Below are 14,088 nucleotides of genomic sequence, written 5' to 3' on the forward strand. Positions count from 1 at the left end.
AAAAGTCAACGCCAGATATGTTGATACCCCGTCCATCTTCGGATGGCGAGGTTCCTTTGAAAGTCCTGCCGGCCCTTGTGGTCGGTAGGCAATGACACAGCGAGGACGCTGTGAACAGTCGGTCCTATTCCGATCGGCTGTTCCGCTCTTGTGGTGTTCATCCCGATTACGGGAAAACATTCATGGAGAGTTTGATCCTGGCTCAGGACGAACGCTGGCGGCGTGCTTAACACATGCAAGTCGAACGATGAAGCCCTTCGGGGTGGATTAGTGGCGAACGGGTGAGTAACACGTGGGCAATCTGCCCTTCACTCTGGGACAAGCCCTGGAAACGGGGTCTAATACCGGATAACACTCCTTCCTGCATGGGGAGGGGTTGAAAGCTCCGGCGGTGAAGGATGAGCCCGCGGCCTATCAGCTTGTTGGTGGGGTGATGGCCTACCAAGGCGACGACGGGTAGCCGGCCTGAGAGGGCGACCGGCCACACTGGGACTGAGACACGGCCCAGACTCCTACGGGAGGCAGCAGTGGGGAATATTGCACAATGGGCGAAAGCCTGATGCAGCGACGCCGCGTGAGGGATGACGGCCTTCGGGTTGTAAACCTCTTTCAGCAGGGAAGAAGCGAAAGTGACGGTACCTGCAGAAGAAGCGCCGGCTAACTACGTGCCAGCAGCCGCGGTAATACGTAGGGCGCAAGCGTTGTCCGGAATTATTGGGCGTAAAGAGCTCGTAGGCGGCTTGTCACGTCGGATGTGAAAGCCCGGGGCTTAACCCCGGGTCTGCATTCGATACGGGCTAGCTAGAGTGTGGTAGGGGAGATCGGAATTCCTGGTGTAGCGGTGAAATGCGCAGATATCAGGAGGAACACCGGTGGCGAAGGCGGATCTCTGGGCCATTACTGACGCTGAGGAGCGAAAGCGTGGGGAGCGAACAGGATTAGATACCCTGGTAGTCCACGCCGTAAACGTTGGGAACTAGGTGTTGGCGACATTCCACGTCGTCGGTGCCGCAGCTAACGCATTAAGTTCCCCGCCTGGGGAGTACGGCCGCAAGGCTAAAACTCAAAGGAATTGACGGGGGCCCGCACAAGCAGCGGAGCATGTGGCTTAATTCGACGCAACGCGAAGAACCTTACCAAGGCTTGACATCGCCCGGAAAGCATCAGAGATGGTGCCCCCCTTGTGGTCGGGTGACAGGTGGTGCATGGCTGTCGTCAGCTCGTGTCGTGAGATGTTGGGTTAAGTCCCGCAACGAGCGCAACCCTTGTTCTGTGTTGCCAGCATGCCCTTCGGGGTGATGGGGACTCACAGGAGACTGCCGGGGTCAACTCGGAGGAAGGTGGGGACGACGTCAAGTCATCATGCCCCTTATGTCTTGGGCTGCACACGTGCTACAATGGCCGGTACAATGAGCTGCGATGCCGCGAGGCGGAGCGAATCTCAAAAAGCCGGTCTCAGTTCGGATTGGGGTCTGCAACTCGACCCCATGAAGTCGGAGTTGCTAGTAATCGCAGATCAGCATTGCTGCGGTGAATACGTTCCCGGGCCTTGTACACACCGCCCGTCACGTCACGAAAGTCGGTAACACCCGAAGCCGGTGGCCCAACCCCTTGTGGGAAGGAGCTGTCGAAGGTGGGACTGGCGATTGGGACGAAGTCGTAACAAGGTAGCCGTACCGGAAGGTGCGGCTGGATCACCTCCTTTCTAAGGAGCACTTCTTACCGGATCTTCGGATCAGGTCAGAGGCCAGTACATCGGCGAATGTCCGGTGCTGGTTGCTCATGGGTGGAACGTTGACTATTCGGCACGGTTTTCTGGTTGTCACTAGTACTGCTTCGGCGTGGAACGTGAGGACGAGGGAATTGTGTCGGGCGCGCTGTTGGGTATCTGAGGGTACGAGCGTGAGCTCGTCCTTCGCGATGCCGGCCCCAGTGAACTCGCCCTGTTGGGTGGGGTGGTGGGTGGCTGGTCGTTGCTTGAGAACTGCACAGTGGACGCGAGCATCTGTGGCCAAGTTTTTAAGGGCGCACGGTGGATGCCTTGGCACCAGGAACCGATGAAGGACGTGGGAGGCCACGATAGTCCCCGGGGAGTCGTCAACCAGGCTTTGATCCGGGGGTTTCCGAATGGGGAAACCCGGCAGTCGTCATGGGCTGTCACCCGCTGCTGAACACATAGGCAGTGTGGAGGGAACGAGGGGAAGTGAAACATCTCAGTACCCTCAGGAAGAGAAAACAACCGTGATTCCGGGAGTAGTGGCGAGCGAAACCGGATGAGGCCAAACCGTATGCGTGTGATACCCGGCAGGGGTTGCGCATGCGGGGTTGTGGGATCTCTTTATCATCGTCTGCCGGCGGTGAGACGAGTCAGAAACCGTATGGATAGGCGAAGGACATGCGAAAGGTCCGGCGTAGAGGGTAAGACCCCCGTAGCTGAAATTCATGCGGCTCGTTTAAGAGACACCCAAGTAGCACGGGGCCCGAGAAATCCCGTGTGAATCTGGCGGGACCACCCGTTAAGCCTAAATATTCCCTGGTGACCGATAGCGGATAGTACCGTGAGGGAATGGTGAAAAGTACCGCGGGAGCGGAGTGAAATAGTACCTGAAACCGTGTGCCTACAAGCCGTGGGAGCGTCGCGCAAGGAACTTGTTCCTTGCGTCGTGACTGCGTGCCTTTTGAAGAATGAGCCTGCGAGTTTGCGGTGTGTTGCGAGGTTAACCCGTGTGGGGAAGCCGTAGCGAAAGCGAGTCCGAATAGGGCGATTTAGTAGCGCGCTCAAGACCCGAAGCGGAGTGATCTAGCCATGGGCAGGTTGAAGCGGCTGTAAGAGGTCGTGGAGGACCGAACCCACCAGGGTTGAAAACCTGGGGGATGACCTGTGGTTAGGGGTGAAAGGCCAATCAAACTCCGTGATAGCTGGTTCTCCCCGAAATGCATTTAGGTGCAGCGTCGTGTGTTTCTTGCCGGAGGTAGAGCACTGGATAGGCGATGGGCCCTACCGGGTTACTGACCTTAGCCAAACTCCGAATGCCGGTAAGTGAGAGCACGGCAGTGAGACTGTGGGGGATAAGCTCCATGGTCGAGAGGGAAACAGCCCAGAGCATCGACTAAGGCCCCTAAGCGTACGCTAAGTGGGAAAGGATGTGGAGTCGCAGAGACAACCAGGAGGTTGGCTTAGAAGCAGCCACCCTTGAAAGAGTGCGTAATAGCTCACTGGTCAAGTGATTCCGCGCCGACAATGTAGCGGGGCTCAAGCGTACCGCCGAAGTCGTGTCATTCGTACACATATCCCCAACGGGAGTACGGATGGGTAGGGGAGCGTCGTGTGCCGGGTGAAGCCGCGCCGGAAGGCAGTGGTGGACGGTTCACGAGTGAGAATGCAGGCATGAGTAGCGATACACACGTGAGAAACGTGTGCGCCGATTGACTAAGGGTTCCTGGGTCAAGCTGATCTGCCCAGGGTAAGTCGGGACCTAAGGCGAGGCCGACAGGCGTAGTCGATGGACAACCGGTTGATATTCCGGTACCCGCTTTGAAACGCCCAATATCGAGCCCATTAATGCTAAGCCCGTGAAGCCGTTCCGGACCCTTCGGGGAAAGGAAAGTGGTGGAGCCGGCGATCCAAGGTGGTAGTAGGTAAGCGATGGGGTGACGCAGGAAGGTAGTCCAGCCCGGGCGGTGGTTGTCCCGGGGTAAGGGTGTAGGCCGAGGGGTAGGCAAATCCGTCCCTCGTTAAGGCTGAGACCTGATGCCGAGCCGATTGTGGTGAAGTGGATGATCCTATGCTGTCGAGAAAAGCCTCTAGCGAGTTTCATGGCGGCCCGTACCCTAAACCGACTCAGGTGGTCAGGTAGAGAATACCGAGGCGTTCGGGTGAACTATGGTTAAGGAACTCGGCAAAATGCCCCCGTAACTTCGGGAGAAGGGGGGCCATCACTGGTGAGAGGACTTGCTCCTCGAGCTGGGGGTGGCCGCAGAGACCAGCGAGAAGCGACTGTTTACTAAAAACACAGGTCCGTGCGAAGCCGTAAGGCGATGTATACGGACTGACGCCTGCCCGGTGCTGGAACGTTAAGGGGACCGGTTAGTACGCTTTCGGGCGTGCGAAGCTGAGAACTTAAGCGCCAGTAAACGGCGGTGGTAACTATAACCATCCTAAGGTAGCGAAATTCCTTGTCGGGTAAGTTCCGACCTGCACGAATGGCGTAACGACTTCTCGACTGTCTCAACCATAGGCCCGGTGAAATTGCACTACGAGTAAAGATGCTCGTTTCGCGCAGCAGGACGGAAAGACCCCGGGACCTTTACTACAGTTTGATATTGGTGTTCGGTTCGGCTTGTGTAGGATAGGTGGGAGACTGTGAAGCGGCCACGCCAGTGGTTGTGGAGTCATCGTTGAAATACCACTCTGGTCGTGCTGGATGTCTAACCTGGGTCCGTGATCCGGATCAGGGACAGTGTCTGATGGGTAGTTTAACTGGGGCGGTTGCCTCCCAAAGGGTAACGGAGGCGCCCAAAGGTTCCCTCAGCCTGGTTGGCAATCAGGTGTTGAGTGTAAGTGCACAAGGGAGCTTGACTGTGAGACCGACGGGTCGAGCAGGGACGAAAGTCGGGACTAGTGATCCGGCGGTGGCTTGTGGAAGCGCCGTCGCTCAACGGATAAAAGGTACCCCGGGGATAACAGGCTGATCTTCCCCAAGAGTCCATATCGACGGGATGGTTTGGCACCTCGATGTCGGCTCGTCGCATCCTGGGGCTGGAGTCGGTCCCAAGGGTTGGGCTGTTCGCCCATTAAAGCGGTACGCGAGCTGGGTTTAGAACGTCGTGAGACAGTTCGGTCCCTATCCGCTGTGCGCGTAGGAATATTGAGAAGGGCTGTCCCTAGTACGAGAGGACCGGGACGGACGAACCTCTGGTGTGCCAGTTGTCCTGCCAAGGGCATGGCTGGTTGGCTACGTTCGGGAGGGATAACCGCTGAAAGCATCTAAGCGGGAAGCCTGCTTCGAGATGAGTATTCCCACCTCCTTGAGAGGGTAAGGCTCCCAGTAGACGACTGGGTTGATAGGCCGGATATGGAAGCCCAGTAATGGGTGGAGTTGACCGGTACTAATAGGCCGAGGGCTTGTCCTCAGTTGCTCGCGTCCACTGTGTTAGTTCTGAAGTAACGAACTGTCGAACCCCCATGTGTGGGTTCCGGGTCGATATCTTCATAGTGTTTCGGTGGTCATTGCGTTAGGGAAACGCCCGGTTACATTCCGAACCCGGAAGCTAAGCCTTTCAGCGCCGATGGTACTGCAGGGGGGACCCTGTGGGAGAGTAGGACGCCGCCGAACAATTTTTAGCCTCAATCCCCGGACCATGTCCGGGGGTTGAGGCATTTTTGCGTTCACGACCGGCCGCCGGCGAAGACGCAGATTCTGTGGCCCCGGTGGTTCGAACCACGCCTCGGTTCGGGGTATGATCTATCCCGTTGCCACAGCGCAGCAGGCCCCAATAGCTCAGTCGGTAGAGCGTCTCCATGGTAAGGAGAAGGTCTACGGTTCGATTCCGTATTGGGGCTCGTACGAAGAAGGCCCCCGCCAAGTGGCGGGGGCCTTCTTGCTGTTCAGGAGTGCTGAGGCTCCGGCACACGCATCGCGAGGATGGCCATGTCGTCCGAGGCCGGCTCCGCGGCGAAGCGTTCCACGGCTCGCAGGACGCGCGCGGCCACCGCGCCCGCGGTCAGTCCGGTGCAGGTGGTCAGCACATCGGTGAGGCCCTCGTCGCCCAGCATGCGTGTCCCCTCGCGGCGTTCGGTGACGCCGTCCGTGACGCAGAGCAGGACGTCACCCGGGTCGAGGGTGACCATCTGCTCGTACAGCTCGAGGTCGTCCATGACACCGAGCAGGGGCTGCGGGTCGGCCGCCGGTTCGACGGTGCCGTCCTGGCGCAGCCGCAGCGGGAGCGGATGGCCGGCGCAGACGACCTTGAGGACGGCGCTGCCGTCCTCCTGCGGCCACAACTCCCCGTAGAGCAGGGTGAGGAAGCGGCTACGGGCGCCCTCGTCGAGGATCGCGGCGTTGAGGCGCTCCAGGACCGCGGGGCCGCCGAAGCCCTCCCTGGCCAAAAGGCGCAGAGCGTGCCGGGCGAGACCGGTGACCGCCGCGGCCTCCGGGCCCGTACCGCAGACGTCGCCGATGGCGAAGCCGTACGCGCCGTCGCGGATCGGGAAGAGGTCGTAGAAGTCGCCGCCGACTTCGTTGCCTTCGCCGGCCGCGCGGTAGATGACCTCGACCTCGACGCCCGGGATGTGCGGCAACTCCGGCGGCAGCAGGCTGCGCTGGAGGGACTGGCTGATGGCCACGCGCTCCGAGTACAGCCGCGCGTTGTCGAGGGCCAGGGCGGCCCGGCGCGAGAGGTCCTCGGCGAGCTCCAGGATCTCCTGGCGGAAGTGGTCGTCGGACGGCTTGCCGAGGGTCAGCATGCCGATGACGCGGTTGCGCGCCACCAGGGGCAGTACAACCGTCTCCCCGCCCACGGCGGCTGCCGTGGCGAGCGTGGTGCCGATGCCGGAGGAGACCGGCGGCGTGGAGCCGATGCCGAGTTCGCGCTTGGAGGTGAGCAGCGCCGCCTGCTGGCCTGCTTCGGCGGGTGCGGTCCACACGCGTGCGCCGGGGGTGGGCACCGGGTCCGGGGGCGCGATCTTGGAGAGGAGGGCCTTGAGGCCGTCGATGCGTTCCTCGTCCTCGTGGAGCACATAGCTGAGGTACGGGTCCGATGCCTGGTCGGCGATCGTGTAGACGGCACACCAGGTGGCCAGCGTCGGGACGGTCATCTGTGCCATGAGCGCCAGTGTCTGGTCGCGGTCGAGGGTGCCGGCGAGCAGGTCGGACGCCTCGACGAGGAAGGAGAGCGAACCGCGGCGCAGTCGTTCGAGCTCGCCGAGACGGGCGGACTCCACGGCGAGCGCGATGCGGTCGGCGGCGAACTGGAGGCGCAGGGCCTCCTCGTTGGAGTACCGGCCCGATGCTTCCGCGGCGACGCCCAGCGATCCGGTGAGGCGGCCCTCGACCTTCAGCGGGACGGTGACGACGGACCGCATGCCCGTCGAGTTGAGGAGCGGGACCGCGCCCGGCACCACGGTGAGGTCCTCGTGCACCGCGGGCATCCGCGCCGAGCCGTAGCGTCCGGTGCCGGCCTCCACGGGCACGCGGGCGAAGCGCTGGCGTGCGGAGGGGAGTCCGGTGCTGGCCCGCACTTCCAGTTCGGTCTCGTCGTCGGTGGCCAGCAGCAGGAAGGCGGCGTCGCCGTCGAGCATGTCCCGGGCGCGCTCCACCGTGCGCTGGAGGAGCCCGTCGAGGTCGTCGGGCGCAGGGGAGCCGATGAAGACCTCGAACGGGTCCGTGGTGTGGCTCTCGGCGCCCGTGTCGGTCACGGGGGCGCGCTGCGGGCTCTGGAGCACGGCGCGTTCGTCGTCCCTGACGAGCAGACAGACGGTGGAGGGTTCGCCATTGGTGTCGCGGACCCGCAGGTGCGAGGCGTAGACGGGGACGACACGGCCGTCGGTGCCGCGGATGCCGTAGCTGCCCTCCCAGCGGGAGAGCTGGAGCGCTTCGGCGATGCCGGTGCCGATGCCGGGGGTGTGCGGCCAGGCGGCGAAGTCCGTGAGCGGCTTGCCGATGACCTGGTCGGCCGCGTAGCCGAAGAGGTGCTCGGCGTCGTCGTTCCAGACGGAGATCGCGCCGCTTCTGTCGATCTGGGTGACGGCCACGCGGACGCGTTCGTCGGCGACGGGGAGGAGCGGGGTCGGCAGGACGGGTCCCGCGGAGCGGGTGCCCACCGGGCGCTGGGGGAGGTCGAGTTGGAACCAGACCTGCTTGAACGTGGGGCTGTACTCGACGCCCCAGCGGGAGGCCAGCGCCGCGCAGAGCAGAAGCCCGCGGCCGTTCTCGCGGTCGGGGCTGCCGAGGGAGAGACCGGTGCCCTGGATCGGGACCTCGCGCTCCGGGTAGCGGTCGGCGACCTCGACCCGTACACCGTCGTCCGAGCGCAGACACAGGACGTCGGCCGCGGTGCCGGCATGGATGACGGCGTTGGTGACGAGCTCGCTGGTGAGGACGACCGCGTCGTCGACGACGTCCGAGAACCCCCACCCGTGGAGTGTGTCGCGCACGAAGGCCCGGGCGGTCGCGACGGACCGCCCGACAGGGTCGAAGGTGGCAGCCGCCCGCGCGGTGATCACAGAACTCCTCGTACGCGTCTCGACGCCCGGCTCTGCCATGATCGGCCTGCCCCTCCCGGTGCCCGGTGGTAGTACTGCGTCCGGGCCGCCCCCGCCGGGCGGACCGGGGCGGTTGGACAGCCGGATGCCAGGTTACTTACCTTCGCTGTCCGAGCGGATGCCGGTTGCCGCTGTTTCCGCCCGACGGGGGCGGGGACGCTATGCGAAGCTGCCGAACTGTTATGGCCTGGTTCGGCGCAGGTGAAACACTGGGCAGGCTTCCAGGTACAGCCCGGACAGTACGGTCAACCCCTGCGGGAGGGACACGGTGGAGTCTGGCGTGGCGGCGCGTGGCAAGAGCACGCGTGCGAAAGGCGGACGGTCCCGTAGCAATGGGACAACCGAGGTGGACACAGCGGCCCTGAACAGGCTGCTGGGAGCTTTGGTGTCGATGCGGGACGGCAATTTCCGTCGGCGCCTGACCGTGTCCGGCGACGGGGTGATGTCCGAGATCGCGGCTGTCTTCAATGAGGTCGCGGACCGGAACGTTCATCTCACGGGCGAGCTCGCCCGGGTGCGCAGGGTGGTCGGACGTGAGGGAAAGCTCACCGAACGGCTGGAGACGGGGGCCTGCGAGGGCTCCTGGGCGGCGGCGATCGACGCCTCGAACGCTCTGGTCGACGATCTCGCGCGACCGGTGTCCGAGGTGGGCCGTGTCCTGTCGGCCGTCGCCGAGGGCGACCTGGAACAGCGGATGGAGCTGCGCTCCCACGCCCCCGAGGGGGAGGGGGCCGTACGGCCGCTGCGCGGCGAGTTCCTGAAGGTCGCGCGGACCGTCAACAGCCTGGTGGACCAGCTGTCGGCGTTCACCGATGAGGTGACCCGGGTCGCCCTGGAGGTCGGCACCGAGGGCAAACTCGGCGGTCAGGCGCAGGTGCGCGGTATGTCCGGTTCGTGGAAGGACCTCACGGATTCGGTCAACACCATGGCGTACCGGCTGACGGCGCAGGTGCGTGACATTGCTCTCGTCACGACCGCCGTGGCCAAGGGTGATCTGTCACAGAAGGTCACCGTCCATGTCGCCGGCGAGATGCTGGAACTGAAGAACACCGTCAACACGATGGTGGACCAGCTCCAGTCCTTCGGCTCCGAGGTCACGCGGGTGGCCCGAGAGGTCGGTACTGAAGGCGAGCTCGGCGGTCAGGCCGAGGTGCCGGGTGTGGCGGGCGTGTGGAAAGACCTCACCGATTCCGTGAACACCATGGCCGGCAACCTGACCTCCCAGGTGCGCGGTATCGCCGAGGTGACCACCGCGGTCGCCAATGGTGATCTGTCGCAGAAGGTGACGGTCAGCGCACGCGGCGAAGTGGCTCAACTCGCCGAGACGATCAACCAGATGACCGAGACGCTGCGGACGTTCGCGGACGAGGTCACGCGGGTGGCGAGCGAGGTCGGCGCGGAGGGCCTGCTCGGCGGCCAGGCACAGGTGCCGGGCGCCGCCGGGACCTGGAAGGACCTCACCGACTCGGTCAACACCGTCTTCCGCAATCTGACCACGCAGGTCCGTGACATCGCCCAGGTGACGACGGCGGTGGCCAATGGTGACCTGTCGCAGAAGGTCACGGTCGATGTGGCCGGCGAGATGCTGGAGCTGAAGAACACCGTCAACACGATGGTGGACCAGCTCCAGTCCTTCGGTGCCGAGGTCACACGGGTGGCGCGCGAGGTCGGCGTCGAGGGCCGCCTGGGCGGTCAGGCCGAGGTGCCGGGCGCGGCGAACACCTGGAAGGACCTCACCGACTCGGTGAACACGGCCTTCCGCAACCTCACCGGCCAGGTCCGTGACATCGCCCAGGTGACGACGGCGGTGGCCAACGGTGACCTGTCGCAGAAGGTCACGGTCGATGTGGCCGGCGAGATGCTGGAGCTGAAGAACACCGTCAACACGATGGTGGCGCAGCTGTCGTCCTTCGCCGACCAGGTGACCCGTATGGCGCGGGACGTGGGTACGGAGGGCCGCCTCGGTGGCCAGGCCCGCGTCGACGGCGTCAGCGGCACCTGGAAGGAACTGACCGACTCCGTCAACTTCATGGCGGGGAACCTGACCTCGCAGGTGCGGCAGATCGCCCAGGTGACGACGGCGGTGGCGCGTGGTGACCTGTCGCAGAAGATCGACGTGGACGCGCGCGGCGAGATCCTGGAGCTGAAGAACACCATCAACACGATGGTCGACCAGCTCTCCGCGTTCGCCGAGCAGGTCACCAGGGTGGCCCGCGAGGTGGGTACGGACGGCCGGCTCGGCGGGCAGGCGCAGGTGCCCGGTGTCGCCGGTGTGTGGCGCGATCTGACCGACTCCGTGAACGGCATGGCGGGCAACCTCACCGCCCAGGTCCGCAACATCGCCCAGGTGGCCACCGCGGTGGCGCGTGGTGACCTGTCGCAGAAGATCGACGTGGACGCACGCGGCGAGATCCTGGAGCTGAAGAACACCCTCAACACGATGGTGGACCAGCTCTCGAACTTCGCCGAGCAGGTCACGCGGGTGGCGCGCGAGGTGGGTACGGAGGGCATCCTCGGCGGTCAGGCCGAGGTGCAGGGTGTCTCCGGCACCTGGAAGGACCTCACGCAGTCCGTGAACTTCATGGCCAACAACCTGACCAGCCAGGTCCGCAACATCGCCGAGGTGACGACGGCGGTCGCCAAGGGCGATCTCTCCAAGAAGATCACCGTCGACGCCAAGGGCGAGATCCTCGAGCTGGTGACGACCGTCAACACGATGGTCGACCAGCTCTCCGACTTCGCGGACGAGGTGACCAGGGTCGCCCGTGAGGTGGGTACGGAAGGTGTGCTGGGCGGTCAGGCCCGGGTGCGCGGCGTCACCGGCATCTGGAAGGACCTGAGCGACAACGTCAACCTGATGGCCAACAACCTGACCAGCCAGGTGCGCAACATCGCCCGCGTCTCCGCGGCCGTCGCCAACGGTGATCTGACCAAGAAGGTGACGGTGGAGGCGCGCGGCGAGGTCGCCGAGCTCGCCGAGACCGTGAACACGATGGTGACGACCCTGTCGTCGTTCGCCGACGAGGTGACCCGGGTGGCCCGCGAGGTGGGCACCGAAGGCGAGCTGGGCGGTCAGGCGCATGTGCCGGGCGTCTCCGGTACCTGGAAGGACCTCACCGAGTCCGTGAACTCGATGGCGTCCAACCTGACCGGCCAGGTGCGGCAGATCGCCACGGTCACCACCGCCATCGCGAAGGGCGATCTCACCAGGAAGATCGACATCGATGCGCGGGGCGAGATCCTGGAGCTGAAGACCACCATCAACACGATGGTCGACCAGCTGTCCTCGTTCGCGGGGGAGGTCACCCGCGTGGCCCGCGAGGTGGGCACGGACGGGCAGTTGGGCGGTCAGGCCCGGGTGCGGGACGTCGACGGCACCTGGCGCGACCTCACCGAGTCGGTGAACGAGATGGCCGGGAACCTGACCCGGCAGGTGCGCGCGATCGCGGCTGTCGCGACCGCGGTGACCCGTGGCGATCTGAACCTCAAGATTGACGTGGACGCGGCCGGCGAGATCCAGGTCCTTCAGGACAACATCAATACGATGATCGCGAACCTCCGCGACACCACCCTCGCCAACGAGGAGCAGGACTGGCTGAAGGGCAACCTCGCCCGGATCTCCGGTCTGATGCAGGGCCGGCGCGACCTGGACGACGTGGCCTCGCTGATCATGAGCGAGCTCACGCCGGTCGTCTCGGCGCAGCACGGCGCCTTCTTCCTGGCGATGCCGACGGGGAGCACCTCGGACGTACCGGGCAACGGGGAGCTGGCGTACGAGCTGTGCATGCGCGGCAGTTACGGATACTCCGCGGGGCTCATGCCGACGTCGTTCCGGCCGGGCGAGACGCTGATCGGGACGGCCGCCGAGGAGAAGCGGACGATCCAGGTCAATGTGCCGCCGGGCTATTTGAGGATCTCCTCGGGTCTCGGGGAGGCGTCGCCGGCGTATGTGATCGTGCTGCCGGTGCTCTTCGAGGGGAAGGTCCTCGGGGTGATCGAGCTGGCCTCGTTCCAGCCGTTCACGCAGATTCAGCGGGACTTCCTCAACCAGCTCGCCGAGATGATCGCGACGAGCGTCAACACCATCAGTGTCAACACCAAGACCGAGGTGCTGCTCAAGCAGTCGCAGGAGCTGACCGAGCAGCTGCGTGAGCGCTCGGCGGAGCTGGAGAACCGGCAGAAGGCGCTCCAGGCGTCCAACGCCGAACTGGAGGAGAAGGCGGAACTGCTCGCGCAGCAGAACCGCGACATCGAGGTCAAGAACACCGAGATCGAAGAGGCCCGGCAGGTGCTCGAGGAGCGCGCCGAGCAGCTCGCGGTCTCGATGCGCTACAAGAGCGAGTTCCTGGCGAACATGTCGCACGAACTGCGGACGCCGCTCAACTCGCTGCTGATCCTGGCCAAGCTGCTCGCCGACAACGCCGAGGGGAACCTCTCGCCGAAGCAGGTGGAGTTCGCGGAGACGATCCACGGCGCCGGCTCGGACCTGCTCCAGCTGATCAACGACATCCTCGATCTGTCGAAGGTCGAGGCGGGCAAGATGGACGTCAGCCCGACGCGGATCGCGCTGGTGCAGCTGGTCGACTACGTGGAGGCCACCTTCCGCCCGCTGACCGCGGAGAAGGGCCTCGACTTCTCGGTCCGCGTCTCTCCGGAGCTGCCGGCGACGCTGCACACCGACGAGCAGCGGCTGCTTCAGGTGCTGCGCAACCTCCTGTCGAACGCGGTGAAGTTCACCGACTCCGGCGCCGTGGAGCTGGTCATCAGGCCGGCGAGTGCGGATGTGCCGCAGTCGATCCGTGAGCAGCTGCTGGAGGCCGGGTCGTTGCAGGACGCGGACGCCGATCTGATCGCCTTCTCCGTCACCGACACCGGCATCGGGATCGCGTCGGGCAAGATGCGCGTGATCTTCGAGGCGTTCAAGCAGGCCGACGGTACGACGAGCCGTAAGTACGGCGGTACGGGCCTGGGTCTGTCGATCAGCCGGGAGATCGCGCGGCTGCTCGGCGGCGAGATCCACGCGGCGAGCGAACCGGGCCGCGGTTCGACGTTCACGCTCTATCTGCCCCTTCACCCGAGTGAACTGCCGCCGCAGGGTTATGCGCAGGTCACCTCGGGCGCCGTGGAGGCACAGTCGGGGCCGGCCGACGACGCGGCGGACGAGGCCTCTGCGCAGCCCCGTCCCGAGCGGTCCGCGCCACAGGGTCCGGCCGCTCTCTTCCGGCGCCGCCGCAAGGCGCTGGAGGCGACCGAGGAGCGGACGGCGCTGCCCGGCCGGCAGGGGTCGCAGGGCGACAGCGCCGGGGCGCCGGGCGAGGGTGCCCGGGGCCGGGAGGATTGGCAGGGCGGCCGCGGTGGCCAGGAGGTGCCGGAGCAGCGGCGGACGTTCACCTTCGACAACGAGAAGGTGCTCATCGTCGACGACGACATCCGCAATGTCTTCGCGCTCACCAGCGTGCTGGAGCAGCACGGCCTGTCCGTGCTGTACGCGGAGAACGGCCGTGAGGGCATCGAAGTCCTGGAGCAGCACGACGATGTGACGGTCGTACTGATGGACATCATGATGCCGGAGATGGACGGCTACGCGACGACGACGGCGATCCGCAGGATGCCGCAGTTCGCCGGACTGCCGATCATCGCGCTCACCGCGAAGGCGATGAAGGGGGACCGGGAGAAGGCGATCGAGTCGGGGGCATCCGACTATGTCACCAAGCCGGTCGATCCTGACCATTTGCTCTCTGTGATGGAGCAGTGGATGCGCGACGAGTGAGCGGCCGCTGTCCGGACCTTCGCCCGTTGTCGACCGGCTGTGGCCGATGGCGTGT

2 protein-coding genes, 1 tRNA gene and 3 rRNA genes are annotated in these 14,088 nt (G+C 64.6%); 5 read left to right on the forward strand and 1 reads right to left on the reverse strand.

Annotated features, from left to right (window positions below):
• Positions 1–179 precede the first annotated feature (179 nt).
• The 4 genes from OHA05_RS26785 (at position 180) to OHA05_RS26800 (ending at position 5,563) form a co-directional block, all read left to right on the forward strand.
• Positions 180–1,705, forward strand: a 16S ribosomal RNA gene (locus tag OHA05_RS26785).
• 304 nt (positions 1,706–2,009) lie between these two features.
• Positions 2,010–5,133 (forward strand): 23S ribosomal RNA (locus OHA05_RS26790).
• A gap of 86 nt (positions 5,134–5,219) precedes the next feature.
• Positions 5,220–5,336 (forward strand): 5S ribosomal RNA (rrf, locus tag OHA05_RS26795).
• Together the 16S, 23S and 5S rRNA genes with 1 tRNA gene alongside form the textbook arrangement of a ribosomal RNA operon.
• A 154-nt stretch (positions 5,337–5,490) precedes the next feature.
• Positions 5,491–5,563, forward strand: a tRNA-Thr gene (locus tag OHA05_RS26800).
• 45 nt (positions 5,564–5,608) lie between these two features.
• Here the strand turns inward: OHA05_RS26800 and OHA05_RS26805 are convergent.
• Positions 5,609–8,263 (reverse strand): SpoIIE family protein phosphatase, encoded by a 2,655-nt coding sequence (locus OHA05_RS26805; RefSeq protein ID WP_313943736.1) that lies wholly within the window; start codon positions 8,261–8,263, stop codon positions 5,609–5,611.
• Positions 8,264–8,531: 268 nt separating this feature from the next.
• Between OHA05_RS26805 and OHA05_RS26810 the strand changes: the two genes are divergently transcribed.
• A complete protein-coding gene (locus tag OHA05_RS26810) occupies positions 8,532–14,033 on the forward strand; it encodes a HAMP domain-containing protein (RefSeq protein WP_328861905.1) in 5,502 nt (1,833 codons plus the stop codon).
• The last annotated feature ends 55 nt before the right edge of the window (positions 14,034–14,088 follow it).

It is taken from the genome of Streptomyces sp. NBC_00306 (assembly GCF_036169555.1).
GTDB lineage: Bacteria > Actinomycetota > Actinomycetes > Streptomycetales > Streptomycetaceae > Streptomyces > Streptomyces achmelvichensis.

Coding starts and splice junctions, on each gene's coding strand:
- OHA05_RS26805 (WP_313943736.1), bottom strand. CDS start 8,263: ATGGCAGAGCCGGGCGTCGAGACGCGTACGAGGAGTTCTGTGATCACC.